21 protein-coding genes are annotated in these 23,505 nt (G+C 71.3%); 14 read left to right on the forward strand and 7 right to left on the reverse strand.

The window, feature by feature from the left end; translation table 11 throughout:
* Positions 1-440 precede the first annotated feature (440 nt).
* A complete protein-coding gene (locus ACZ8ZB_RS33115) occupies positions 441-776 on the forward strand; it encodes a YnfA family protein (protein WP_470741253.1) in 336 nt (111 codons plus the stop codon).
* Between the two features lie 232 nt (positions 777-1,008).
* Here the strand turns inward: ACZ8ZB_RS33115 and ACZ8ZB_RS33120 are convergent, their stop codons facing one another.
* From ACZ8ZB_RS33120 to ACZ8ZB_RS33130, 3 genes are all read right to left on the reverse strand, one after another.
* Positions 1,009-2,652: a carboxylesterase/lipase family protein gene (locus ACZ8ZB_RS33120; RefSeq protein ID WP_470741254.1), complete on the reverse strand. Its 1,644-nt coding sequence runs from the start codon at positions 2,650-2,652 to the stop codon at positions 1,009-1,011.
* Between the two features lie 443 nt (positions 2,653-3,095).
* Entirely contained in the window at positions 3,096-3,734 is a 639-nt protein-coding gene (locus ACZ8ZB_RS33125) for a maleylpyruvate isomerase N-terminal domain-containing protein (protein ID WP_470741255.1), read from the reverse strand.
* Positions 3,731-4,615: an NAD(P)-dependent oxidoreductase gene (locus ACZ8ZB_RS33130; protein ID WP_470741256.1), complete on the reverse strand. Its 885-nt coding sequence runs from the start codon at positions 4,613-4,615 to the stop codon at positions 3,731-3,733. Before ACZ8ZB_RS33130 ends, ACZ8ZB_RS33125 begins: the two co-directional genes overlap by 4 nt.
* A gap of 148 nt (positions 4,616-4,763) precedes the next feature.
* Here ACZ8ZB_RS33130 and ACZ8ZB_RS33135 point away from each other — a divergent pair, with 148 nt between their 5' ends.
* Entirely contained in the window at positions 4,764-5,852 is a 1,089-nt protein-coding gene (locus ACZ8ZB_RS33135; RefSeq protein WP_470741644.1) for a GlxA family transcriptional regulator, read from the forward strand.
* Positions 5,853-6,176: 324 nt separating this feature from the next.
* Here ACZ8ZB_RS33135 and ACZ8ZB_RS33140 read toward each other — a convergent pair whose 3' ends face one another.
* Positions 6,177-6,653 carry a MarR family winged helix-turn-helix transcriptional regulator gene (locus ACZ8ZB_RS33140; protein ID WP_470741257.1) on the reverse strand — a complete coding sequence of 159 codons (477 nt, stop codon included), beginning with the start codon at positions 6,651-6,653 and terminating at the stop codon, positions 6,177-6,179.
* A 30-nt stretch (positions 6,654-6,683) separates the two neighbouring features.
* Here ACZ8ZB_RS33140 and ACZ8ZB_RS33145 point away from each other — a divergent pair, with 30 nt between their 5' ends.
* The gene (locus ACZ8ZB_RS33145; RefSeq protein ID WP_470741258.1) at positions 6,684-7,748 is read left to right on the forward strand and encodes a GNAT family N-acetyltransferase; all 1,065 of its coding nucleotides are present in this window, start codon (positions 6,684-6,686) and stop codon (positions 7,746-7,748) included.
* Between the two features lie 228 nt (positions 7,749-7,976).
* Here the strand turns inward: ACZ8ZB_RS33145 and ACZ8ZB_RS33150 are convergent, their stop codons facing one another.
* On the reverse strand, positions 7,977-8,552 hold the full coding sequence (locus tag ACZ8ZB_RS33150) for a TetR/AcrR family transcriptional regulator (protein WP_470741259.1): 576 nt from the start codon (positions 8,550-8,552) through the stop codon (positions 7,977-7,979).
* A gap of 140 nt (positions 8,553-8,692) precedes the next feature.
* On the opposite strand from ACZ8ZB_RS33150, the gene ACZ8ZB_RS33155 reads away from it, so the two are divergent.
* Together ACZ8ZB_RS33155 and ACZ8ZB_RS33160 are read left to right on the forward strand one after the other, a co-directional pair.
* Positions 8,693-9,511 (forward strand): SDR family NAD(P)-dependent oxidoreductase, encoded by an 819-nt coding sequence (locus ACZ8ZB_RS33155; RefSeq protein WP_470741260.1) that lies wholly within the window; start codon positions 8,693-8,695, stop codon positions 9,509-9,511.
* Entirely contained in the window at positions 9,508-10,422 is a 915-nt protein-coding gene (locus ACZ8ZB_RS33160) for a DMT family transporter (RefSeq protein ID WP_470741261.1), read from the forward strand. Before ACZ8ZB_RS33155 ends, ACZ8ZB_RS33160 begins: the two co-directional genes overlap by 4 nt.
* An 81-nt stretch (positions 10,423-10,503) precedes the next feature.
* On the opposite strand, the gene ACZ8ZB_RS33165 is transcribed toward ACZ8ZB_RS33160, so the two are convergent.
* Positions 10,504-12,033 carry a glycoside hydrolase family 43 protein gene (locus ACZ8ZB_RS33165; protein ID WP_470741262.1) on the reverse strand — a complete coding sequence of 510 codons (1,530 nt, stop codon included), beginning with the start codon at positions 12,031-12,033 and terminating at the stop codon, positions 10,504-10,506.
* Positions 12,034-12,491: 458 nt separating this feature from the next.
* On the opposite strand from ACZ8ZB_RS33165, the gene ACZ8ZB_RS33170 reads away from it, so the two are divergent.
* The 3 genes from ACZ8ZB_RS33170 to ACZ8ZB_RS33180 all read left to right on the forward strand — a co-directional run bounded on the left by ACZ8ZB_RS33170 (position 12,492) and on the right by ACZ8ZB_RS33180 (position 15,195).
* A complete protein-coding gene (locus ACZ8ZB_RS33170) occupies positions 12,492-13,097 on the forward strand; it encodes an ATP-binding cassette domain-containing protein (RefSeq protein WP_470741263.1) in 606 nt (201 codons plus the stop codon).
* Positions 13,094-13,957 (forward strand): ABC transporter permease, encoded by an 864-nt coding sequence (locus ACZ8ZB_RS33175; RefSeq protein WP_470741264.1) that lies wholly within the window; start codon positions 13,094-13,096, stop codon positions 13,955-13,957. Before ACZ8ZB_RS33170 ends, ACZ8ZB_RS33175 begins: the two co-directional genes overlap by 4 nt.
* A 134-nt stretch (positions 13,958-14,091) precedes the next feature.
* Positions 14,092-15,195, forward strand: a complete 1,104-nt coding sequence (locus ACZ8ZB_RS33180; RefSeq protein ID WP_470741265.1) for a terpene synthase family protein — start codon at positions 14,092-14,094, stop codon at positions 15,193-15,195.
* Positions 15,196-15,481: 286 nt separating this feature from the next.
* Here ACZ8ZB_RS33180 and ACZ8ZB_RS33185 read toward each other — a convergent pair whose 3' ends face one another.
* Positions 15,482-16,267 carry an HAD family hydrolase gene (locus ACZ8ZB_RS33185; protein ID WP_470741266.1) on the reverse strand — a complete coding sequence of 262 codons (786 nt, stop codon included), beginning with the start codon at positions 16,265-16,267 and terminating at the stop codon, positions 15,482-15,484.
* A gap of 530 nt (positions 16,268-16,797) precedes the next feature.
* Here ACZ8ZB_RS33185 and ACZ8ZB_RS33190 point away from each other — a divergent pair.
* The 6 genes from ACZ8ZB_RS33190 to ACZ8ZB_RS33215 all read left to right on the forward strand — a co-directional run bounded on the left by ACZ8ZB_RS33190 (position 16,798) and on the right by ACZ8ZB_RS33215 (position 23,196).
* Positions 16,798-17,523: a ScbR family autoregulator-binding transcription factor gene (locus tag ACZ8ZB_RS33190; RefSeq protein WP_470741267.1), complete on the forward strand. Its 726-nt coding sequence runs from the start codon at positions 16,798-16,800 to the stop codon at positions 17,521-17,523.
* Positions 17,524-18,478: 955 nt separating this feature from the next.
* Positions 18,479-19,033, forward strand: a complete 555-nt coding sequence (locus ACZ8ZB_RS33195; RefSeq protein WP_470741268.1) for a GNAT family N-acetyltransferase — start codon at positions 18,479-18,481, stop codon at positions 19,031-19,033.
* Positions 19,034-20,034: 1,001 nt separating this feature from the next.
* Positions 20,035-20,412, forward strand: a complete 378-nt coding sequence (locus tag ACZ8ZB_RS33200; RefSeq protein WP_470741269.1) for a universal stress protein — start codon at positions 20,035-20,037, stop codon at positions 20,410-20,412.
* Positions 20,379-20,846, forward strand: a complete 468-nt coding sequence (locus ACZ8ZB_RS33205; RefSeq protein ID WP_470741270.1) for a universal stress protein — start codon at positions 20,379-20,381, stop codon at positions 20,844-20,846. Before ACZ8ZB_RS33200 ends, ACZ8ZB_RS33205 begins: the two co-directional genes overlap by 34 nt.
* Before the next feature lie 454 nt (positions 20,847-21,300).
* On the forward strand, positions 21,301-21,375 hold the full coding sequence (locus tag ACZ8ZB_RS33210) for a 50S ribosomal protein bL37 (protein WP_470741645.1): 75 nt from the start codon (positions 21,301-21,303) through the stop codon (positions 21,373-21,375).
* A gap of 225 nt (positions 21,376-21,600) precedes the next feature.
* Positions 21,601-23,196: a hypothetical protein gene (locus tag ACZ8ZB_RS33215; protein WP_470741271.1), complete on the forward strand. Its 1,596-nt coding sequence runs from the start codon at positions 21,601-21,603 to the stop codon at positions 23,194-23,196.
* The last annotated feature ends 309 nt before the right edge of the window (positions 23,197-23,505 follow it).

Raw genomic sequence — 23,505 nt, forward strand, 5'->3', positions numbered from 1 at the left:
GCTCCAAACCCTACACGCTCGGCCCCGTCCCGGAGCAACCCGTCGTACCCGGTGACCCCGGGGCCGCGGGAGTCCGGCAGGCCGACTGAAACAGCCCGCACAGAGGGGCATCCGAAGTTCGCGGCCACTCGGTGTCGACGGCGTGAGCGAAGGCAGTCCGATCGGCCGGACAGGCCATGGCCGACCCGTGCACCGCCGTGGTGGCCGTCGAGACCGAACGCACCCGCGCGGACGCCGACACGAAGGGCCGCTGCTGACGGCCGCCGGGACACCGATCTCCCTCAGACCGTCTCCGGCCCGCGGTCCGGCGCCGTGTCGGGCCGGCGCCGCCGCTCCTGCTCCCGCGCGCCGCAGACCCCGGGCGCGGGCGGATGCGGCTGCCAGGCGTCCGAGGACCCACTGGAGATCACAGACGCGGTCCGTCGGTAGGGTCGGCTGGTATGACCGTCGCGCGTTCCCTTGCCCTGTTCGTTGCCGCCGCCCTGTTCGAGATCGGCGGGGCCTGGCTGGTGTGGCAGGGCGTCCGCGAGCACAAGGGCTGGATCTGGATCGGCGCCGGCGTGATCGCCCTCGGGCTCTACGGCGTCGTCGCGACCTTCCAGAACGACGACGACTTCGGGCGGGTCCTGGCCGCGTACGGCGGCATCTTCGTGGCCGGGTCGATCGCCTGGGGGATGGTCGCCGACGGCTACCGCCCCGACCGCTTCGATGTCGTCGGTGCGCTGGTCTGCCTCGCCGGCATGGCCGTGATCATGTACGCGCCCCGCAGTCACTGATCGCCTTCACCGCCTGCGGACGCCGGCGCCGACGACAAGGCCCGTCGCCACTCTCCGGGCTCTGTGGGCCGAGGTCCGCAACCGCGTTCGCAGTGCACGATCGTGTGTGATCCACACGGCCGGCGTGCGGATCCGGCGGACGGCCAAGGCCCGCGGGGCTCCTCCGAGGAGCGGGCCGCCCCGAACTTCGACGGCCGGTCCCAGCCACCCGTCAGTACCCCGGCTGCGCCGTTCATTTGGCGGAGTCGTTCCAGAAGTCGAGATTGTGTTCGTGGCGGTAGTCCACGGGCCCGATACGCTGCGGCGACAGTGACTGTGTGTACGGTCGGCCGGCGGGGCCCGGGTGGTGGGGGAGCCAGGCGGGCAGACCGGTACCGCGGGGTGCGCCGGTGCGGGCGAACGCGGCCCAGTATCCGGTCATCGTGGCCGACAGGCGACGCTGTGCCGGGGTGAACAGCGGCTCGGCCGCTTCGTCCTCGAACAGGTAGGGGACGTCAGCCACGTGGAAGGCGCCGAAGTCGAACCCGCCCGGCAGCGGCAGGAACATCGGCGCGTTCCGGTCGGCGAACTCGTACGCGTACACCGGCACATGCCGTGCCAGCGCGTCGTGCTGTGCCTGCGTGCCGCGCGCCCACATGCGGTCGGTGATCACGGCGGCCCACGCCAGCGCGGGCGACGGATAAGCGGTCACGGGGTACTCGGCCCGCACACGCTTCGCCCGTGCCTCGCCGAACGCGGTGCGCAGGGCGCGGCTGTAGTCGGCCTCGGTGAACGGCTTGCCCACCGCGTCGTACATCATCCCGACGAACGTGCGGTGCTCGTCGCGGGTCGCGCCCGACAGGACGGGCACACGGTGGAAACGTCCGGCGCGCAGGGCCGTGGGCGGCAGCTCGGGCAGGGTGGCGTTGCCGTATCCGAACACCTGGAAGGCGTTCATGATGGACGGCACCTCGAGGATCTTCTCCACGGGCAGGGCGCGCAGGCAGGCGAGGGTGCGTTCCGGACGGTCGTCACGGCAGCCGAGGGACGAGGTCATCGTGGTGGTGATGTCCTCCATCTCCCGGCCCGTCCGCCAGATGTACCACGGGTATCCCGGCACGTCCGGTCCCATCGCGCCGGCCGGCATGTCCATCATGGCCTCACCGCTTGCCATGACGGCTCGGTGGAACAGGCCCCGGGACGCTGGGGAGGCCAGGTGCCCGGCGATGGCGGACGCGCCGAACGACACGCCGGCCACGGTGATGTTGCCGGGATCACCGCCGAAGGCGCGCGCGTTGTCCCGCACCCAGGTCAGCGCGGCTTGCTGGTCCTGGAGGCCGAAGGTGCCGGCCCCTTCCAGACCGGGCAGGGCGAGGCCGCCGAAGACGCCGAGGCGATAGTTGATCGTGACGACCACCAACCCCCGCTCGGCCAGGCGGCGCCCGTCGAAGAAGGCGCCGCCGCCCACGGCGCCGTCCCCGTGGATCCACACGAGCACGGGAGCGGCCCGCCGCCGGCCCGAGACCGGTGGCGTCGTGACGTTCAGGACCAGGCAGTTCTCCTGAGTGCTGGAGATCGGCGCGTACTGCGAGGGCACCTGCGGGCACAAGGGCCCCGGCTCGGTCGCGTCCCTCACGCCCTTCCACGGTCGTACCGGGCGGGGCGGTGCCCACCGGTGCCTTCCCTCGGGAGCCCCGGCGTACGGGATGCCCTGGAAGATCCGGTACGCGCCCGACCGGGCGCCGCGCACCAGGCCCGCGTCCGTGCGCACCGTCTCGCCGGTGGCGGCACCGGCCGGAGCGGCCCGCCGGCCCTCGGCCGGCGCCGGACCGGAGCGCACGGTACAGGCGAGCGGGGCGGACGCCAGCACGGTGAGCATCAGGGCGGAAACCGTCACCGTGACGACCTTCCGGCGGGGGGCTCTGCGGTTCGTCACGGCGGATGCCTTCCCCGTGGGCGCGGGACCCGGTGCACGTACGCACGGAGGATGACCTGATCGGGCGCGGCTCCGGGCCCGGACGGGGTGACCGGGGCGGCGGGGAAGACGGTGTTCCCGTCGAACGGTCCGCCCTCCTGGCCGAGGAGACCCTTCGAGTGGTTCTCGGTGGGATCGGTCGGTGTTGGTCCCGACGATGTCGCCGCCGAAGGCGAGCCGGTCCACGAGGGCCGCGCAAAGACGGGGATCGGTGAAGGCCCTCGTCAGGCCTCCGAAGGATTCGCTGGAGGCGACGGCCACGGACGCCCTTTCCTCACGCGCGGTCAGCACCTGGAACAGCGGTGAGGAAGGGCGGTGGCCGCCGGGGTCATGGGGGCGCCTCCGGCCGTCGGAGCGCGGGCGGGTCAGCGCACGGTTCCGTCCCACTGCCAGTCCGCGCGCCGTGGCAGGCCGGGAAGCGGGACGCGGCCCGTACACCACAGCAGAGTGTCGGACGGGTCGTGTCCGGACGGAGCGTCGGGGAAGAGGCGGGCGAGGACGGCGGCGCTGAGGCCGTCGGGCGGGGCCCAGGGCAGGCCGAGGGCACGGGTGATGTCGTAGGTGTGGACGGTCAGTTCGGTGATTCCCATGGCGGCGAAACCGGTGGCGTCGGAGTGGCCCCAGGGGTGCCAGGCGCGTGCTTCGGCAGTCGTGTCGCGGACGGTGCAGGAGAGGAGGGACGCGGCGATCCGCAGGCCGTCCAGGCAGGCGGGCACAGGAGCCTCGGGGTCGAGTGAGGCGAAGAGGGTGATGTAGCGGTCGTCGGGGCGGGCGATGAGCAGGCCGGTGTAGCCGGTCAGGCCGAGGGCGAGGTGGTCGAGGGTCTGGCGGCAGGTCCAGTCGAGGTCGCGGGCGGGGCGTGACCAGTCCTGGTCGGCCCCCTCGAGGAGGGCGGCCAGGCAGGCGTCGGTGGCGGCGGCCAGGAGGTCCGTCCACGGCACGGCGGTGGCAGGGGTCGTCCGGTCAGGCGTGAGACGAGCGGTGGTTGTTGGCGTCATGGTCATTTCTCGCCCGCCGGGTTCTTCAGGACCTCGATCACGCTCGCGTAGCTGTCGGAGCCGTGGCCTGCGGCCTTGGCCCGTTCCATGGCGGATTTCAGGAGTTCGGGCAGGGCGTTGTCGATGCCGCGGGCCGCCGCGGCGTGGATGAGATGGTCGATGGCCGCGATCTGTACGTCGACGGTGGCGTCGTCGCCCGGGTAGCGGCCGGCGTCCACCTGGGGCGCGTAGGCGGTCAGGAAGCCGGTCACGGTGGTCAGCCAGCGGATCGCGACGGGGGTGAAGGCCGTGGCCGGTGTCTTCTCCGCGCCGACCAGCGCGGTGCCGTGCAGCCAGCCGGTCATGGTGGACCACATCAGGCCGAGCAGGGCGGCGTCGTAGAGGGAGGCCAGGCCCGGGTCGGTGCCCAGGTGCAAGGGATCTCCCAGGGACGCCAAGGTCGGGTGGTGGGTTTCGAAGACGGTGTGCGAACCGCTGTAGAGGAACATCATCTCGGGGCTGCCGACCCCCGGCGGGGTGGTCATGATCGCGCCGTCGAGGTAGTCGGCGCCGTGCGACCGGGCCCACGCGTCGGCCTCGTGGGCCTGTTCCGGGGAACCGGAGGTGAGGTTGACCAGGGCCTTGCCCGCGAGGGAGCCGGCGACGGGGTCGAGGACGGAGTGCAGCACCTCGTAGTCCAGTACGCAAGCGATGGTCAGCGGGCTCGCCGCGATCGCCTCCTCGGGCGTCGCGGCCAGACGGGCACCCCGGTCGGCCAGGGACCGGGCCCTGTGCGCCGAGCGGTTCCACACGGTGGTCTCGTGGCCCCGCTCCAGTAATACGGCGGCCAGCGCCGAGCCCATGGAGCCCAAGCCCATGACGGTTACAGCCGGGCGATCAGAACGCATGACACAACTCCCTGTACGTCCGCCTGCGGCGGTCGGTCACCTATGGACCAAGATCGCAGCGTGCGGCGGCCGGGAACAGTGACACCGGTGACGGCAATCACCAAATTCCTGCCATACCCTTCGAGGCATGAACCCTGGTTCCGTCGCCGTGCTCGTGACCGAGGACATAGGAGTCCCCTCGTGGGACCTGTACGAGCTGAGCATTCCCTGCACCGTCTTCGGCAAGCCGCAGCCGGACCTGGCCGATCCCTGGTACGACCTGCGGCTGTGCGGTACGGGGACGCAGCAGCAGGACAGTTCTCCGACCGATACGGGATTGTCATTGCGGACCCGCTACGGGCTCGATGACCTCGCCGACGCCGACACGGTCATCGTGCCCTCGGTACCCGACCCCTGCGTCGACGAGGGCAGACCACTGCCGTCGGCACTGATCACGGCCCTGCGCCACGCCTACGACGCGGGCGCCCGCATGGTCTCCCTGTGCACCGGCGCCTTCGCACTCGCCGAGGCGGGGCTGCTCGACGGACGACGCGCCACCGCCCACTGGATGCACACCGCTCAACTGGCCGAGCGCTACCCGAAGGTGCAGGTCGACGACTCGGTGCTGTACGTGGACGACGGCGATGTGCTCACCAGCGCCGGGCTGACCGCCGGACTCGACCTCTGCCTCCATCTGGTGCGCCGTGACCTGGGCGCACACGTCGCCAACCAACTGGCCCGCCGGATGGTGGTGCCCGCCCACCGGCGCGGTGGCCAGGCCCAGTTCATCGACCTGTCCGTGCCCGCCACCGACGACGAGAGCCTGGGGCCCGTCCTGGACTGGGCCCGTGCACACCTGGACCAGCCCCTGACGGTCGAGGACCTGGCCCGGCGCGCGGCGATGAGCCCGCGGACCTTCCACCGGCGACTCCGCGCGGCCACCGGGACGACTCCACATCAGTGGCTCCTCAACCAGCGCCTGGGACGGGCCCAGAACCTGCTGGAATCGACGGACCTGCCCATCGAGAAGGTCGGGGAGCTGAGCGGTCTCGGCACGGCGAACAACCTCCGCCACCACTTCCTCAGACAGATCGGGGTGTCGCCGGGCAACTACCGGCGGGCCTTCCCCCGGGCAGTGCCTGACTCATCCCTCCCTCCGCCGGAGAGCCGGGCCCAGGGCGGAGGGGGCCGACGGCCGATCGACCGCGGCGCATCCGATGCCCCGGTGACGCCGAAGGCGACGGAAGCAGACGATTGAGAGCATGCCCCTCCCTCCGCATGTACGGTGCGGCGACGGTTTGAAGGTTTGAAGGGGACCTGGCTGTGGGCGGGAGGTGGCCCCAGGGGTTCGTCCGTGGAGGAGCTCACTCGTTCCTCCTGCGGGTCCGGACCGCAGGCGACAGTCCCTCCGCTCGACGATGCCGCCCCCGGCTGGGAGCTGAGGTATGCAGAACCTGTCGGCCGATGCCCCAAGGGCGGGCAGTGGTCGGGTACTGGCGGGCAACTGGGCGACCCGCCGCATGGTCAGGCTGGTGACCTGCGGGTCCGGGACGGGTGCCGGGGCGTCCGGCGAGGGTGCGCGTCATGGGCGCCCTCGAGGGCCGTCGGCGATCTTCTCGGCGATGCGGCCGAGTGCCGTGAGTTCCTCGGGGTCGAGCCGGTCGACGAAGTGCCGGCGCACGGAGGCGACATGGGTCGGGGCGGCTTCCTGGAGGGCGTCCCGACCCGTCTCGGTGAGGACCAGGAAGCAGCCCCTTCCGTCGGCGGGATCCGGTGCGCGCCGGATGAGTCCGCGCGCCTCCATGCGGGTGGCGTGGCGGGACAGGCGGCTGCGCGACCACCCCATCTTGGCGGCCTGCTCGCGCAGCGTGCTGGTGCCGTCGGCGCGCTCGGACAGCGTGCTGAGCACTTCGTAGTCCGGCTCGGACAAACCGTGCACGGCGAGGTCCTGCACGGTACGGGCCCGCACCGCGGTCACCATGCGGAGGTACGCCCGCCAAGCGCGTTCCTCGTCGGCCGTGAGCCAGCGGATCGGGGAGTCAGCCTTGTTCGTTGACATGTAACCAATCTACCGGCTAATTTCATTTCCATGACAACGAAACGGCTCCGCATCCTCCTCCTGGTCTGCAGCACCCGCCCCGGCGCACTCGGCCCCGCCGTCGGCGAGTGGCTGGCCGAGACGCTCGCGCCGAGTGCCGATGCGCTCGAGGCGGACCTCGTGCCCCTGGCCATCGGCGATCTGCACCTGCCCTTCCTGGACGAGGAGGAGCACCCGTCGACCGGCGTCCACCGGCACGAGCACACCCGCCAGTGGAGCCGGATCGTCGACGGCGCGGACGGCTTCGTCTTCGTGACGCCGGAATACAACTACGGCATGCCGGCGACCCTGAAGAACGCGCTCGACTACCTGGGCCCGGAATGGGCCTGGAAACCGGTCGGCTTCGTCAGCTACGGCCACACCTCGGCCGGCACCCGCGCGGTCCAGCACGCCAAGCAGGTGGTGACCACCCTGCGCCTGGTCCCCCTGGGGTCGACCGTCGCGATACGGATCGCGGACGCGATGCGGGAGGACCGTTTCACCCCCGCGGCACGTCACGCCGACGCGGCCGAAGGACTGCTGGCGGAACTGGTACGGGTCTCACGGGCCCTGACCCCGCTGCGTGAACACGGACGCGCGGGCGCCGTGGAGGGCCCGCTCCCCGGCTCGTACACGCGCCGTCTCGGCCCGGACGACGCCCCCGAGGTGACGGTGCTGCAGCGCTGCTGCTGGATGGAGGAGGCGCTCGTCAACGACACCCTGGCGATCCCGGCGCTCCACGAGTCGCTGGACGACGTGCGCGCCTGGCTGGCCGACTGGGAGGCGACGGGACTGTGGCGGGACGGGCGGCTGCTCGGGATGGTCCGCACGCGTCGCACCGGCACCGACCTGCACGTCGGGCGACTCGCCGTCGCCCCCGACCTGCGGGGACTGGGTGTGGGCCGGTGGCTGCTGCGCCAGGCCGAGTCGGCGGGGGAGGGGTGCCGGCGCATCGTCCTGTCCACCGGCGCCGCCAGCCACCGCAACCTCGCCCTCTACCAGCGGCAGGGATACGTCCCGCTTCCCGACGCGCAGGACGACGGCGTGGTGGACCTGGCCAAAGCCGTCCTCGCCTGAGCGCGAGCCCTCCGGCCGGACCGGCCCCCGGCCGGAGTGGGCGGCAGCGCCGCGGACCAGTCGATCGCCGTGCCGCTCAGGCCGTCCGGCGGACAGGTGGCGCGGGCCGCCGTGCCGCCGCGGATGAGCCGGCGCAGTCCACTGAACCGGGCGGGGGCGGCTCGCCGACACGCCCCCGCCCCGGTGCCGCGCCTGGGCCGACTGCGACTTCTGGCTGCGGCTCTCGACTCAGGCGCGTGGGCCGGCGCCGTGCAGCAGGGTGTCGATGATGCGGGCGGCGAGGGTGTCCGGGTCGGCGCCGTCCGCATCGCCGTGCAGGGACTCCCCGATGAGCGCGTAGTAGACCCGGCGTACCCAGTCGAGGTCGGCCGCTTCGTCGATGAGCTTGTCCGCCTGGGCCCGCTCGAGCACGGCGATGCATCTGCGGGCGATGTCCTGATGGAGGACGGCGGCCTCGCTGTCCGGGCCGGCCGGCAGCTCCAGGGCGAACGCCCAGGCGCTCTTGACCTGCAGCACGTTGGCCGTGATCCGGTGCATCGCCACCAGCGGCGGTGCGGTGTCCGGCCTGCCGTCGTCCACCGCCCGGGCGAGCTGACGGGCGGCGGACGACGCCAACGCCTCGATCAGCGCCTGCCGGTTGGCGAACCGCCGGTGGATCGTCGTGCGGGCCACTCCCGCGGCTGCGGCGATCTGCTCCATGGAGGCGCCGGGCTCTTCGGCGAGCACCCGCTCGGCCGCTTCCAGGATCGCGCGCACGCTCCGTTCCGCGTCAGCCCGCAGCGATCGTCCCGCCGTCTCACTCATCACGCCTCCTGTAGACCCCTTGGCCGGAAACATCATACGTCCGTGATGCGATGCTAGCTCTAACTGCATCATCTCTGTTGCGGTTCAATAATTTGTTGATACATACTTCCCCCAGTTGACCTCGGCTGAAGGAGAAACCTGTGAACAGCACCGCCCTCGTCACCGGAGCGTCGTCCGGCCTCGGCGCGGAGTTCGCCGCGCAACTCGCCGCCCGGGGACACGACGTGGTCCTGGTGGCACGCTCCGGTGCCCGGCTCACCGCCCTCGCCGAGCGTCTGATCGCCGAGCACGGCGTCCGCGCGCACGTACTCGTCCAGGACCTGGCCGAGCCGGACGCGGCCCGCCGCATCGCCGAACGGCTCACCGCCCGCGGCCTGACCGTCGACCTGCTGGTCAACAACGCCGGCTTCGGTACCTGCGGACGCTTCGAGGAAATATCCGGGGCCCGCGACCACGACCAGCTGATGGTCAATGTCGTCGCCCTCGTCGACCTCACCCATGAACTCCTGCCCGGCATGCTGGAGCGCGGCCGGGGCTCGGTCGTCAACGTCGCCTCCAACGCCGCCTTCCAGCCTTCTCCGTACTTCGCCGTCTACGGGGCGGCCAAGGCCTTCGTGCTGAACTTCGGTCTCGCCCTGCGTCAGGAGTACCGCCGACGCGGCATCCGCGTGCTCACCTTGTGCCCCGGCCCGGTCGAGACCGCCTTCTTCGACACCATCGGCACCCGCCGGGCGGCCGTCACCGGCGCCATGACCACCCCGGAGCCCGTCGTACGCGCCGCGCTGCGCGCGCTGGAGCGCGATCGTGGCTATGTCGCCCCCGGACTCGGCAACGCGCTGACCGCCCACCTGACACCCCGCCGCCCCCGGACCCTGGTCGCGGCCATCGCCGAACGCGTCACCCGCAAGGTCCTGGCCGCCCCGGTCGTCCCCTCGACGCCGTCGGAGCACGCCGCATGAGAGTCTCCACCGCTCCTGTCGGCGCCGCCTCGGCGATGCTGCTCGTCGGCACCTCGACCGCGGTCTCCGCCACCATCGCCGACTACCCGGTCTTCGCAGGACAAGCCTTACGCTATGCGCTCGCCGCAGCGATCCTGCTGGCCGTCGTGGGCCGCCGGCGCCTGCCCCGCGTGCGCCTGACCGCACGTGACGTCCTGCTGCTGATCGCGCTGGCCGCCACCGGCCTGGCGGGGTTCAACGTCTTCCTCGTCGAAGCCACCCGGCACGCCGGACCCGCCATGATCGCCGCCGTGGTCGGAGCGGTTCCCCTCGTGCTTGCTCTCCTGGGGCCACTGACGGAGCGCCGGCGTCCCGCGCTCCGTACCGTCGGCGCCGCGACCGTGGTGGCACTCGGCACAGCCGTCGCCGCCGGCCTCGGCTCGGGCAGCGTGAAGGGCCTCCTGCTGTCCCTGGGCGCACTCGCCGGCGAGGTGGCCTTCTCCCTGCTGGCCGTCCCGCTCCTGTCCAGACTCGGTCCCCTGCGGGTCGCCGCCTACCCCGCCGCCCTGTCCGTCCCCATGCTGCTGGCCGCGGGTCTCGCCCTGGACGGCACGGCCTCCTTGCGGCTGCCCACCCCTGGTCAAGCAGCCGCCTTCGGCTACCTCGGCGCGGTCGTCACCGCTGCCGCCTTCTTCCTCTGGTACGACGCGCTGCGCCGCCTCGGCGCCGACCGCGCGGGCCTCTTCGCCGGCCTCGTGCCGGTGGGCGCCCTGCTCACCACCGTCGCACTCGGCCTCGGCCGGGCGGGCCCCGCCGACGTCACCGGCGCCCTGCTCGTCACAGCCGGCGTCGCCGTCGGCCTGCGGCAGCCCCGCCGCGACAGCCCGGGACCACAGCGACCCCGTACCGGTGTCGAGGAGGCCGTCCGATGACCGGGGAGGTACCGCAGCCGGGGCCGGACCGGCCGCGGACGGGCGCCCCTCGGCGTGTGGCACCCGCCCGCACACCGGGCGTCACACGGACGGCGCCGGGGCGTACTCGAACCAGTCGAAGGCGACCGCGCCCTCGACGGCGTACATGCCGATCACACGGCCGGTGAAGCCGCAGGCGACCTCGGTGGACAGGTAGCGCCCGTCCAGTTCGGCGAGCGGCCGGGCGTCCGGAGCGTCGGGATCGTCGAGCCAGAAGGCGATGGTGTCGGGGCCCGTGGTGCCGCCGTCGGTGAGTTCGGGCGACGCGGACACGAGATCTGACGTCCGGACCGTGACGGTGAGAGGCAGCGGCCCGGCCGGGGTCGGCCGGCGGGCCACGGTCTGGCGCAGCGGCCCGATCCGGGCGACGACGCGGACCTCCCCGTCCCCGGCCTCCAGTTCGTAGTGGTGGGCCTCGTCCAGGCGTACGCAGAGACCACCGCGTCCCGTACCCGGGTCGATCATGGCGGTGACACGGCAGTCGTGGTGCTGCTGGCGGCGGCCGACGAAGGTGTACCCGGGGCGGTCGAGGGTGGGGCCGGTGGCGCTGAGGACCAGCTTGCCGGGGCGCTCGGTGAGCGACCAGGAGTCCTCCGGGCGGGCGAACGGCGAGATCCAGTACGGCGCGAGGGCGGGCCCGTCGAAGTCGTCGCGGGCGGGCGGGGCCGGAACGGGATGCCAGGCACCGCCCGGGGCCGCGTGGCTCTCGGGAACGGGCGTGACGACGGGCCAGCCGTCCTCGTCCCACTTCACGGGGGTCAGGAACGTCTCGCGGCCGAGCACGTGCACGTCGGGCGTGAAGCCGCGGGGGCGGACGCCGAGCAGCACCATCCACCAGCTGCCGTCGGGAGCCTCCACCAGGTCGGCGTGGCCGGTGTTCTGGATGGAGCGGGCGGTACCGCTGTGTGACAGCAGGGGATTGGCGGGTGCTCCCTCCCAGGGGCCGTGCGGCGAGCGGCTGCGGGCGACGGACACGCTGTGACCGCGTTCCGTGCCGCCCTCCGCGATCAGCAGGTACCACCAGTCGCCGATGCGGTAGAGGTGCGGCGCCTCGGGGAACTTGAGACCGCTGCCCGACCAGGTGGCGAAAGGCCCCTCCAGCACCTTCCCCCCGACCGGGTCGATCCTGGTCATGTTGATCCCCCCTTCGGGACCGGAGAAGGCGCACCAGCAGGTGCCGTCCTCCTCCCACGCCAGGTCGGGGTCGATCCCGGGCAGGTCGATCCACACCGGGTCGCTCCACGGCCCCTCGGGCCGCTCGGCCGAGACGACGAAATTGCCGCCACCACCGACGTTGGTGTTGATGACCCAGTAACGGCCGTCGTGGTGGCGGATCGTGGGGGCGTAGAGGCCCCCGGACGCCTTCGCGCCGGGGAGCGGGAGCGGCAGTTGCCCGGGCCGGTCGAGCACATTGCCGATCTGCTCCCAGTGCACGAGGTCCTTGCTGTGGAAGAGCGGCAGTCCGGGGAAGTACTCGAAGCTGGAGCACACCAGGTAGTAGTCGTCACCGACGCGGCACACGCTCGGATCGGGGTGGAACCCGCTGATCACAGGGTTGTCGTACGTGTGCACGGAAACGTCTTCCCTTCGGTCTGCCGGGCGTCGCGGAGCGAGTCCAGGTGTACTGACCTGGGGCGTTGGTGATTGTAGTGGTGACTCCACCCACGGCTGAAGCAGCGGACTCCCTGGACCGGTGGCTGAGACCGTGTCCCACGTGGTGGGGCGACAAGTCCTTTGTCGCGTCACCGCGCCGCCGCCCACTCGCTCCCTGCCGCACGCGCTACGCACTGGTGATCAGGCGCTCCGGGCGCCTGCGAACCCGCCCGGTACCGGTCCCGTCCCCGCCGTCCCCGCTCGAAGTCCGGAGCTGCTCCCCACGTGGGCGCAGTCATTCCGATCGAACTATGAGGGCATCGGTTTCACCGTTTCGGGCGGTTTGGTGCCCAGGCCGGGGATCTTGCCGTATTCGTGTCATCGAATTGGCAGATGACATGGCGACAGTACTTACTGGATGAGCTGGAGGCGGCGCGGTGGAGGTGAGGGGGGTGCATCGCGCCTACCGTCGGCGGAGGGTCCTGCGGGGTGTCGACTTGGACCTCCGGCCCGGTGTGCTGGCAGGGATCGTCGGCGAGAACGGCGCGGGCAAGACGACTCTCCTGAAGATCCTCGCCGGCGAACTGCGAGCGGATCGCGGCACGGTGCGTCACGGAGGGCGTTTCGGCTACTGCCCGCAGGAGGTGGTCCTCAACGACGCCCTGACCGTCCGGCAGCACCTGGAGTTCTTCGGAACGGCCTTCGCGCTGGCCGACCTGCGTCACGCCGAGAAGGTGATGGAGGCTCTGCGGTTCTCCCGGTACGCCGATGTGCGGGCCGGGGCGCTCAGCGGCGGGACCCGGCAGAAGCTGAACCTCACGCTCTCGCTCATGCACGATCCGCGGGTTCTGCTGTTGGACGAGCCCTACCAGGGTTTCGACTGGGACACCTACCAGCGGTTCTGGGAACTGGCCGCCCGACTGCGCGACGCCGGCCGTTCCGTCCTGGTCGTCTCCCACCTGGCCCACGACTGCGAACGCCTCGACGAGCTGTGGCGACTGGAGGCGGGCACGCTGCGCCGGGAGACGGGGGCAGCGGCATGAGGAGACACCTGATCCTGTTCACCACAGCCACCCGGTACGACCTGACCGAACACGCCCGTAACCGGTTCGCCATGCTGCTGGTCGTCTTCTTCATTCCCACCTGGGTCGGCTTGGTCTACCTCACCATCCCCGACAGGGCGGCTCCGTTCCAGCTGCCCGCCACGGGGGAGAGGCTGGCGCCGGCCGGCAACGAGCTGACGCAGATCACCGGTGCCCTCAACGCGGTCACCCTGGTCACCGGGTTCATGATGTTCGCCGCCACCTTCACCGGCGGGCGCTTCGACCGGCGCCTGGCCATGGCCGGCTACCCCCGCACCCACCTCGTCCTGGCCAAGGCAGCCTCTCTGGTCCTGGCGTCCGCGCTCCTGGCCGTCTACGCCACCGCCGTCATGTGCACCGCCTGGGCACCGAAGCAGCCCTACCCGCTCGCCGCCGCGCTGTTCTGCGCCGCGCTGACCTACGGAGCCATGGGCGTAGTCGTGGGGTCCCTGCTGTGCCGCGAGGTTGAGGGAATGTTCGCCCTGGTGATGACCAGCGTCATCGACGTCGCCCTGCAGAACCCCGTCGTCAGCGCCGGCGCCGACAACCCGCTGACACGCCTGCTGCCCACCTACGGCTCCGTCCAAGCCGCCACCGCGGCCGGCTTCTCGACCACCGCCGTGCCCGCCTACCTCGCTCTGCAACTGCTGTGGTTCGCCGCCACCGCACTCCTGGGCCTCCTGGCCTTCCGCCACCGCACCCGCAACGCCCTGCCCGGCCCGGGCCGCCGCCCCGTGATCGCGGAACCACGCGACGCCGCGCCCCCCGAAGCCCAGCGGGCGCCAGCCGCGGGCCGGAACCCCTCACCGGGCTCCCCGTGACCGACGGGGACCGCCCGGCCGCATCCACCCGCCCGGCCGCATCCGCCCGGCCGGGCGGAACCAGCACGCGTCGGCCGATCTCGGCGGGCACACCTTCAGGCCATCACCCTCACGACTTTGACCAAGGAGCATGCATGAGCAGCACACCGGAAGTGGGCCGGACGGCGATTCCAGCGCAGCGGGGAAGCACGCCGCGCTTCCACTGTCCCCTGCCGATGCCGAAGCCGTCCCACGTTCCCACGGAGGTCGTGGCCGAGGTCCACGCGTGGAAGGAGTCGTACGGCTGGGCCGAAGTGAGCCCCGAACCCCACCACGTTCCCGGGACTGTCATGGCCTGGTGCCTCGGAAGGTTCTCCACCCCGGAAACCAGCAAGGGGGTGCTCCGCGGCCTCGGCTGCCTGAACGAGTGGGCCCTCGTCGTCGACGATGACGTGCTCGACCACCCCGAAGCCTCCAGCCGGACCAGCGAAATCATCCGATTCGTGGGCCGGGCCGCGCATGTGATGGAGTCTCCGGGATACCGGGTGCCGAGGAACGCGAGTCCCCTCATCGCGGCATTGCACGATGCGATGGAGCAGCTGCGCGCGGAGTGCACCCCCACCCAGGTGGCCCGTGTGAGCGCCGGACTCAGGCGCACGCTCACCAGCGGCGTTCACAAGCTCCACCTGGACGAACCCACCGAGGACGAATACCTCGCCCTGCGCATTCACGACGTCGGCGGTTGCACGTACGCTGCGGAGATCGCACTGTGCGGCCCCGCTCCCATCCCGGACGAGGAATGGAACGCACCGGCGGTCCAGGCCCTGATCGAATGCACGACTCTGCTCGTCGGAGTGGAAAACGACGTCTTCTCCTACCGCAAGGAAAAGGCAGAGGGCCAGACTTCCCCGAACGTCGTGGGCATCCTGCAAGCGGCTCGCGGACTCTCCTTCGACGAGGCCGTCGCCGCAGCGGTCGAGGTGCGTGACCGCCTCATGCTCCTCGTCCTCCGTCTGCGCGAGCGCCTGATGCCCTCGGCCGAGCCGCCCCTGCGGTACCTCATCGAGCGACTCGGTTGTTTCATCATCGCCAACACCGAGACCTACTGGTGCGCGCCGCGTTATCACCCGTCAGCGGCACAACGCATAGCTCTGGAAGACGTCACCGAGACCCCCGCCTGCTGGGCGCCCTCGCTGTCCACCACGGACACCAGCCCTCTGCCCTACCCCAGCATCTCCTGGTGGTGGGACCACCGCTGAAGGGACCCGTCCCGACGTCAGTCAGCGGACCGGCTCGCCTGCGGATCCGACCCGCGGGTGGGCCAGGGGCGCCCGGGGCCGCCCACTCCTCGTCCACGCCCCCTCGTGGTGTGCGCCTGCGGGTACGGCCGTGGCTGTCCGGCGGAACCGGGAGGGCCGGTCGGTCCCGGGAGGGCCGTGCCGCCCCGGCGGAAACGGAGGGCGTGCCGGGGTGTGTCCTGGATCCGGTGCGGTCGGCGGCGAATTGCGCGCGGCGTCGGTCCGCAACGAGGCGCGACACGAACTCCTAGAACGGCTCGTGACGTCCGTGGTCCTGTCCGGCACCCGGTGGCGAGGTGCGCCGCCACCCCCGCACCCACCCCAGCACCTCCTGGCGATCCAGAGCCATGACCCAGGCATCGGCATGCCCGGTGTCCCCGCCGTCCGGCAGCGGGCCCACGCCGAGCACCCGCAGGCCGGCACGCCACGCCGACTCGATCCCCGTGAGGGAGTCCTCGACGGCCAGCGCGGCTTCCGGGAGGACTCCGCACAGACGTGCCGCCGTGGTGTACACATCGGGCCACGGCTTGGGCCGTACCACCTTCGACCGCTCGCCGTCACTCACCGGCTTCGGTGCGGCCGGCTTCCCCGGCGGCACCGTGGGCACGACGATGTGGCGGAAGTGGCGACGCAGTCCGGCGCGGCCGAGGCTCTCCTCCACCACCTCGAGCGGGCAGTTGCTGGCCACGGCCAGCGGCATCCGCCCGGAGAGGAGACTCACCAGCTCGCAGGCGCCCGGCATCGTCAGCGGATCCTCCGCCACAAGGGACAGGAAATGTCCCAGCAGCGCCGCGGTCAGGTCCGCGGCCAGTTCGGGCTTGTGCGTCTCCTCGGCCATCAGGCGGCCGCAGTCGACGTAGTGCACGCCTTTGGCGCGCTCGGCGAAGCCCGGAGGGGGCAGTAGACCGAACTCACGGAAGGCGCGGTTACGCGCATCCTGCCAGTGACGTTCTGTGTCCATCAGTGTGCCGTCGCAGTCGAAGACGATGGCCTCGGGCGACCAGTTCGACAGGGCTGGGAGCGTCGGCGTCATGGCGGCCTCCTAAGGGAGAGGGCGAGGGCGGTCACGCGAGTCGTGGGACCGCGGGGTGAAGTGGCGCGGCCCTCGATGACGGGCCGCAGGGAAAGCCGGCGCTCCGCCGACGGTTCGACCGGCGGGACGGCTCGCATTTCAGGGCATCAGCCGCAAAGGAAAAACATTGCAACGACTACGATATTTAGGCCCGGAAAAGCGGTGCAATCACCACTTCGAGTACTCGACCATCAGGTGATCAAGGTGTAAGCGGTCACCGAAGCCGACTGCTCTCGGTTTTCTGACGGAACGTCATCAACACTTGCTTGAAAGCAAGTTGCGACATACGTGCGCGGCAGGGAATCACGTGTTTCCATGCGTTGAGGGAGTCGGTCGGCGAACCAGGAGCGGCACCCGGGAAGCCAATTTCCACCCGTGGGTGTTCAGATTCGAAAGAAATGCGCAATCACCGCGCGGGGCTGACGGTTCATCGCTCCAGGCGTACGCGGGCGCACTACATTTTGGGTCGTTCACTACGGAGCCGAACTGAGGTGCACGAGATCTTGCAGGAACGGGCCAGAGCAACCCGCAGATCACTCCTGGAGGCAGCAGCCTGCCTCTTCGCCCAGCAGGGCTACGCGGGCACGAGCGTCAACGACATAAGCGCCCGGTCCGGCCGAACCAGCGGATCCGTCTACTTCCACTACGCCAGTAAGGAAGGCATCGCCCTGGCTGTCGTCCAGGACGGCTTCGCGACCTGGCCGAGCCTCGTCACACGGTACGGCGACCGGAGCATGCCGCCGTTGGAGCGCCTCGTCGCACTGAGCTACGAGATCGCCCGCGCCCTCGCCGAAGATCCCCTGACGCGCGCGGGCGCCCGCCTGTGGGCCGAGCGCCACACCATCAACGTGGATCTTCCCGACCCCTTCGTTCTCTGGACGACCGCAGCCACACGTCTGCTCGCCCAGGCCCGAGCAGGGGGGCAGCTGGCCGCCGATGTCCGCCCGGCCGCCACCGCCCGCACCCTGGTCCGGGCCTTCTTCGGATTCTGCACGCTCACGGAGGCGCTGGAGGGCCCGCACGCCCTCACCGGCCGCCTCCCCGACTGGTGGCAGTTGGTCCTGCCCTCACTCCAGCGGGACCCGCGATCCGGTCAGATGCCGACGCGGCCGACAGCCGTCACACGCCCCTACGGCAGCAATCCGCCCGTGCCCGAACCGCTCCTGCCGGCGCACACCGCCGGAGACAGGCTCACCGCCCGGTCCGCAGAACATTGAGCGACTCCGTCGGAGATCTTGGGACTTGGGTTCATCCGCCCTGCCGCCACCAGCATCCCCGGGTCAGCTCCCGGGCGCCGATGCAGTGCTGGAACGCCGTGAGGTCTCTGGCGCGGTGGAGGTGCTCAGCCGCTCGTGAGGCGAGCCGCTCGATGGCGAGGGCGATGCCGGTCAGGGTGCGCTGGACGTGGGTTGTGCGGTGGCCGTGGCGGGCCCGGTGGGCGTTGACGAGTTCGCAGATGGTGCCTTCGGCGCCGGGCTGGGTGGCACAGGGCCGTTTCCAGTGGAGGCCTGACGCTGGCCGAAATCGACGAGTGAGCCGACGCGGGTGCCGCTCCGCTGATCGTGCGGCGGACAGGTCCCGTCATCGGGTTCGTCAGGGGGCGCGGCCTCGGGTCCAATGGGCGCGTGTGTCGAGTGCCGAGGGGGCGCGTATGCATCGGCGGAGATGTGTCCACGCCCTGAGTCGGCACCGCCCGGCGTCGGCCCAGGACCGCCGCCGTCTTGCTGGTCACCGTCGGCGACGGCACTGGCTTCCCCACCGCTGGCCCACACGGTCCACGCCCGCACACGAGACGGAGAACCGGACATCGTCCGGCAGCTCCTGCCACGTGAGCGTTTCTGCCCGTAAGCGATGAGGCTCCGGCCCACCTGCACCGGTAGGCCGGTAGCCGCGCTACGGAGGTGCCACGCCCGACGGCAGGACGGGGCAGCAGTGGCATCACCCTCGCTGTCCGGGTAGAGAATCCGCCCCGGCTGAAGCGGGGGATGCCCTGGCACGAGAGCAGCATCGACGATCTTCTGTCAGGGCTGCGTGAACTGCCGGAAGCCGGCCGGACGTGTAGTCCTGGGCTGCCGAGGGCGTGGAGGGAGCCGAGGCGCCCGGCGGCCTGGGGCCCGGCGGGCCCGGCCGAAACTCGTCCTGCCGTGATCGGAGTGGTCGTAGCGTCGTGCCATGACCACTGTTGGCGACACGGCCTACCGGTACCGCATCGCCGCCGTCGAGGACACCGAGGCCATCAGGGCCCTGGACGACTCCTTCACCACCGAAACCGTATTCCAGGTGATCGTCACCGAGGAGGGGTTCGCGCTGCGGGAGATCCCGGTGAAGCCGCCCCTGACCAAGGTGTTCCCCAAGGACGAGCCGGATGACGACGAGGGCGACGCGGACTCCCGCACTTTCGTCGCCCACGGCGCCGCCGGTGACCTGGCCGGGTTCGTCACCGTCTCGTACTCCGGCTGGAACCGCCGGCTGACCGTCGAGAACATCGCAGTGGCCCTGCCGCACCGCGGCCGGGGAGTGGGCCGCGCGCTGATGGGACTCGCGAGGGAGTCCGCCCGCCGGCTGGGTGCCGGCCACCTCTGGCTGGAGGTGACCAACATCAACGCGCCGGCGATCCACGCATACCGACGGATGGGCTTCGCCTTCTGCGGACTCGACACCACCCTCTACGAAGGCACCTCATCAAGAGGTGAACAGGCGCTCTACATGAGCATGCCCTGCCACTGAGCCGGCTCCGGGCGGCACGGACAGGGAGCGGGACCCGTTGCCTGGCGTGACCGTGATGGTCTGCGGTCAGGGCGGAGTTTCCGTTCCGGGGCCTGCTTGTACCACTGCATGTACGTGCCCGGCAGACAGCGATGGCGCGAGGAACTGTCACCCGCTTCCGGGGGCCGGCCCCGCCACCGGGGGCGGGGCGCCACGGCGTCCGCGGGCCTGCATCGAGCCCCGCAATGGTTCTCGGCCCCGAAGCGTCGACCTTGCGCATTCCGCATGTAAACGAACATCACGGATGACGGTCGCCGTGATGTGGATGATCCCTGGCGGGCTTCACGTCTCATCCACAGCCCGGGCGGGGTGTGCGAGCGGCGGCCGACGGGCCGCCGCTCGCACCGGGCACCCCCGGACCTGCGGTCCTCGCGCCGCGCGTGTCCGCACCCTGCCGGGGAGCCTGTGTCGAAGTCCATCACTGCCGGTCGCCCGACCGCCGCTGCCTTGAGTGCCGGCGCCCTGACCGCGCTCCCGACCATGCCCACGCCGGTGGCCGAGCACCGCCCGCACCGACCGGACGTGTAGAGCTCGGATGTGCAGTACGGCTCCCGGGTCGCGACGACCGCTCCAACCTCTCCCTGAACCGCGAGTGGGCGGAGATCACCAACAACACCCGCCGCACGGTGAACCACGACGGCTGGACGCGGTGCGACGAGGACGGCCGCACCTGCGCCTTCGACGACTACCGCCTGCGCGGCCGGGCCACCGCTCGCGTTCCCGCTCGCCGGCCTGGGCCTTCGGGACGAGCTTCGATCCGTCCATACCGGCCGGCGCATCGCACGCGCCTCGGGCATCCCCTCCGGGCTCGGTCCCGCCATGACCTCGTACGACGGGACCGGGTCAATCGGCGGGCAGCGTCCCAGCGACCTTTGTGCGGTGGACGGGGGCACACAGAGATTGCAGCGACATCCCGATGGAGCGACGCTGGGAATCCACAGCCTGAAGCGGAGCAGTCAGCTATGAGCAACCTGGTCGTGGTCGGGGTGGACGGCTCGGCGATGAGTCTTACCGCCGTGGAAGGAGCCGCCGCAGCGGCAGCACGGCGCGGTGCGAAGCTGCGTGTGGTGCATGTCGAAGTCCCGCTCAAGCCGAGGTACATGGTGCCGGACCCGGCTTCCGGGACGCTGGTCCACGAAGCGGCGGCCCACGCCATTGACGTGGCGCCCGAGGTCGTGGTGATCAAGGCCGTGGTGACGGGTGATGTGGTGCACATGCTGGAAGCCGAGTCACGGGCTGCGGACCTGATCGTCGTCGGTTCCAGAGGTATGGGGGCGTCCTGGGCCTGCTGCTGGGATCCACGCCGGTGTCCCTGGCCGCCCGCAGTCATTGCCCGGTGATGACGGTCCGTGAAGAACACCGGACATCCGCCGACGCAGGGCCTGTCGTATTGGGGGTCGACGGCTCCCCGGACAGCGACGAGGCCGTCGACGTGGCCTTCGCCGAGGCCGCGCAGCGCCAGGCTGAGCTCGTGGCGGTTCACGCATGGCAGCCGGACAAGGCCCCGCCCGGCACAACCTCCCGGTCCGCAGCGCAATTGCTGGCCCAGGCGGTCGCCGGCCGCACGGACACCCATCCGGACACCGCCGTCAGACACGACCTGGTGGAAGGCAAGGCGCGTGAGGTCCTGTTCGAGGCGAGCAGGGCAGCTCAGCTGCTGGTTGTCGGCGCCCGTGGGCGCAGCGGCATCGCCGGACTGCTCCTGGGCTCGGTGAGCCAGGCCGTGATGACACACGCGCACTGCCCCGTCGTCACCGTTCGCAGGACGAAATGAACAGCCGAAGAGGATCTGACTTCCCGGACGCGGTCCACCGGCTGCACCACATCAAGTGGCCCAAGATGCCCCGCCCGCGACGGCTCGTCCTGTCATCGAATCGTCCAGGGCTGCTTCCCGCAGGATCTGCGGGGCCCCGCCGCTGTGCGCTTCGCGCCGCGATCCACGCCTCCTGGGCGCCAATTCTTCGGCCTTCGGCGACGACCCGACACTCTTCGGTGCCCCGGCGGCACCACCGCTACTGCGCTCGGCGGTCACCTGGAAGGGGCCGCCACGGATCTCCTGACGACAAACCGTCAAGGAGACCTCATGAGACATGAAGCCAGTGATTGTTCCAGGACGGCGGAAGGCCGGTCTGCGCGCACTGCGCCCGCGGCGCCGCTGATGCGGACATTCCGGGCTGGATCTATGCTGACCAAGGCGTAGAAAGTTCCGAATCAGGGAGATGTGCACCATGTCCAAGCGAGGGAACAAGCGACGCAGCCGTAAGAAGAAGAACGCCAATCACGGCAAGCGCCCCAACGCCTGAGCTTGGCGTTTGACCCGGCCCGTTGGGGATTCAGTTCCGGCGGTGTCCAGTCCCGGCCTGGCCGGTCCGCGTCCGCTTCGACCGGCCACGCCTCCGGATTCGGCTGGACGTCGCGGACACAGCACCACTGGCTGATCGGCAGCTTGGCGCGGTAATTCCCGCGACGCTCCGTCGCCCCACCCCTACGATCACCTGAAGCGGCAGATCGGCAGGGGCAGGACGAGCATGGACGACGACATCCGAAGCGGCGAGAGAGCGGCAGTCCGCCTGATCCGGGGAGCGCCCCTCACGGAGGCTTTGGACACCGCTGACCCCCGGGCCTGGACCGCGTTTGACGTGGGCGTCCGCCAGGTTCTCCGGTATGGACATGCGCTGCTGCCGGAGGAGGACCGGACCGCGGTGCTGCGCTCCGGCGCGGCCGCTGACGCTGCATTGCGGCCGAGAGCGTCTTCACGGCACTCGGCAACCGACGGTTTCCGCCGCTGGATCACCGACCGCTTCCGCCACCCGGCCGGGGACGTCGAACCGGCCGCCGGACTCGGGCACCTTCCGCACGGCCGGCCCCAGGCAGACGGAATCCGGGAGGAGGGCGCGAGGCAGGATGCGCGGGCCCGTCTCGCTCTTGCGCTGTGCCATCCGGACGGACGGGTGCGTGAGACCGCTCTGGACGAGGCCGCGGAGCATCCCGTGCTCCTTCCGCTGCTGGCCATACGCGCCGGCGACTGGGCCACGCCCGTGCGGGAGCGGGCCCGGAGGCTGCTGGGCGAGAGCCTCGACGCGGAGACCGCGGTCGCCCTCGCGCCGCTGATCCTGCGTGTCGGCCTGCGTGAGCGGGGTGCTCACGGGCTCGAACTGCTCGGCGGTGTGCTCCGCCGGGCACCGCGCGAGCGGCTGCCCCTGCACACCCACACCGACCGCGCCGTACGCCGGTTCGCCTTCCGGCTGACCATCGAGGAAGGGCTCCTCTCTCCTGGCGAACTGGCCCGCCGCGCCGCCTGTGACGACGACGCGGTCGTCCAAGGCCTGTGCGCCGACGCAGCTCTGGCCGTCATGGCGGACGGGGACGACTGGGACGAGGTGCTGGAGCCGCTCCTGGGCGCGCGCAATCCCCGGGCGCGATCGGCCGGGGTCACCGCGCTGCGGCGGGCGGAACGACCCGAACGGGCGATGGAGTTCCTCACCGACCGGTCCGCGCTGGTGCGGGCCTGCGCACGGTATGTCGTACGCCAACACGGGACGGATCCGCTGCCCCGGTACCGGGAGCGATGCGCGGACCCAGCCGATCCGACGATGCCGCCCGGTGCGGTGATCGGGCTGGCAGAGTGCGGGGAGCGCGTGGACGCGAAGTTGCTGTGGCCCCTGCTCACCCATCCGGCACCGGCAGTGCGGGCGCGGGCGGTGGCCGGACTGCGCACGCTGGACGTGACCGACGCTGCACGGCTGCTGCCGCTGCTCGACGATCCGGCACCCGGCGTCGTACGGGAGACGGTCTCCGCGCTGCTCCCGTTCGCCGGAACACTGCCCGGGAAGCTGCTGACGGCGCGCCTCGGTGCCGAGCGGCCCCGACCGGTCCGGGTCGCCGCATTCCGGCTGCTCGACGCGCGCGGCGGGGTCGTTGGCCTGCGGGCCGCGGTCGCCCTGCTGGACGATCAGGACGACGAGCTGCGCGCGTGGGCCGGGCAGTCGGTGCAGCGCTGGCGTCCGGGAGCGGACACTCCGCGCGGGGACGCGGAAGTGGGTGAACTGCTGGACCGGGCCCGCCGTCTCTTCAGCGACCACGTGCTTCAGCTGCGCAGGTGGGAGGCCGGACTGTCCGGCTGACCCGATGCCGGACACCCTGCGGCCCCAGGGCACCCGGCACCGGCCCGGACACCAGCGGTTGCGGTGCATGAACGCGCGCTGTGGCACATGGTGACGGGACCGGACCGTCTCCGCGGGGGAGAGGGGATCCGGCGCGGCGACATCGTGGGACCACCCCCGCACACCCGCAGGGATGATCCCGCCCCGAACGCCCCGTCACCGTCGACTGCCTGCTGTTCCCCGTACCTGCGGGGATGCTCCTGTCCGTCTGGCCGGTGTGGTCGGTGGCGCGGACCGTTCTGAGGCGTACGACGGGTGCCGGGCAGCAGG

The organism is Streptomyces sp. 12E (assembly GCF_055633275.1).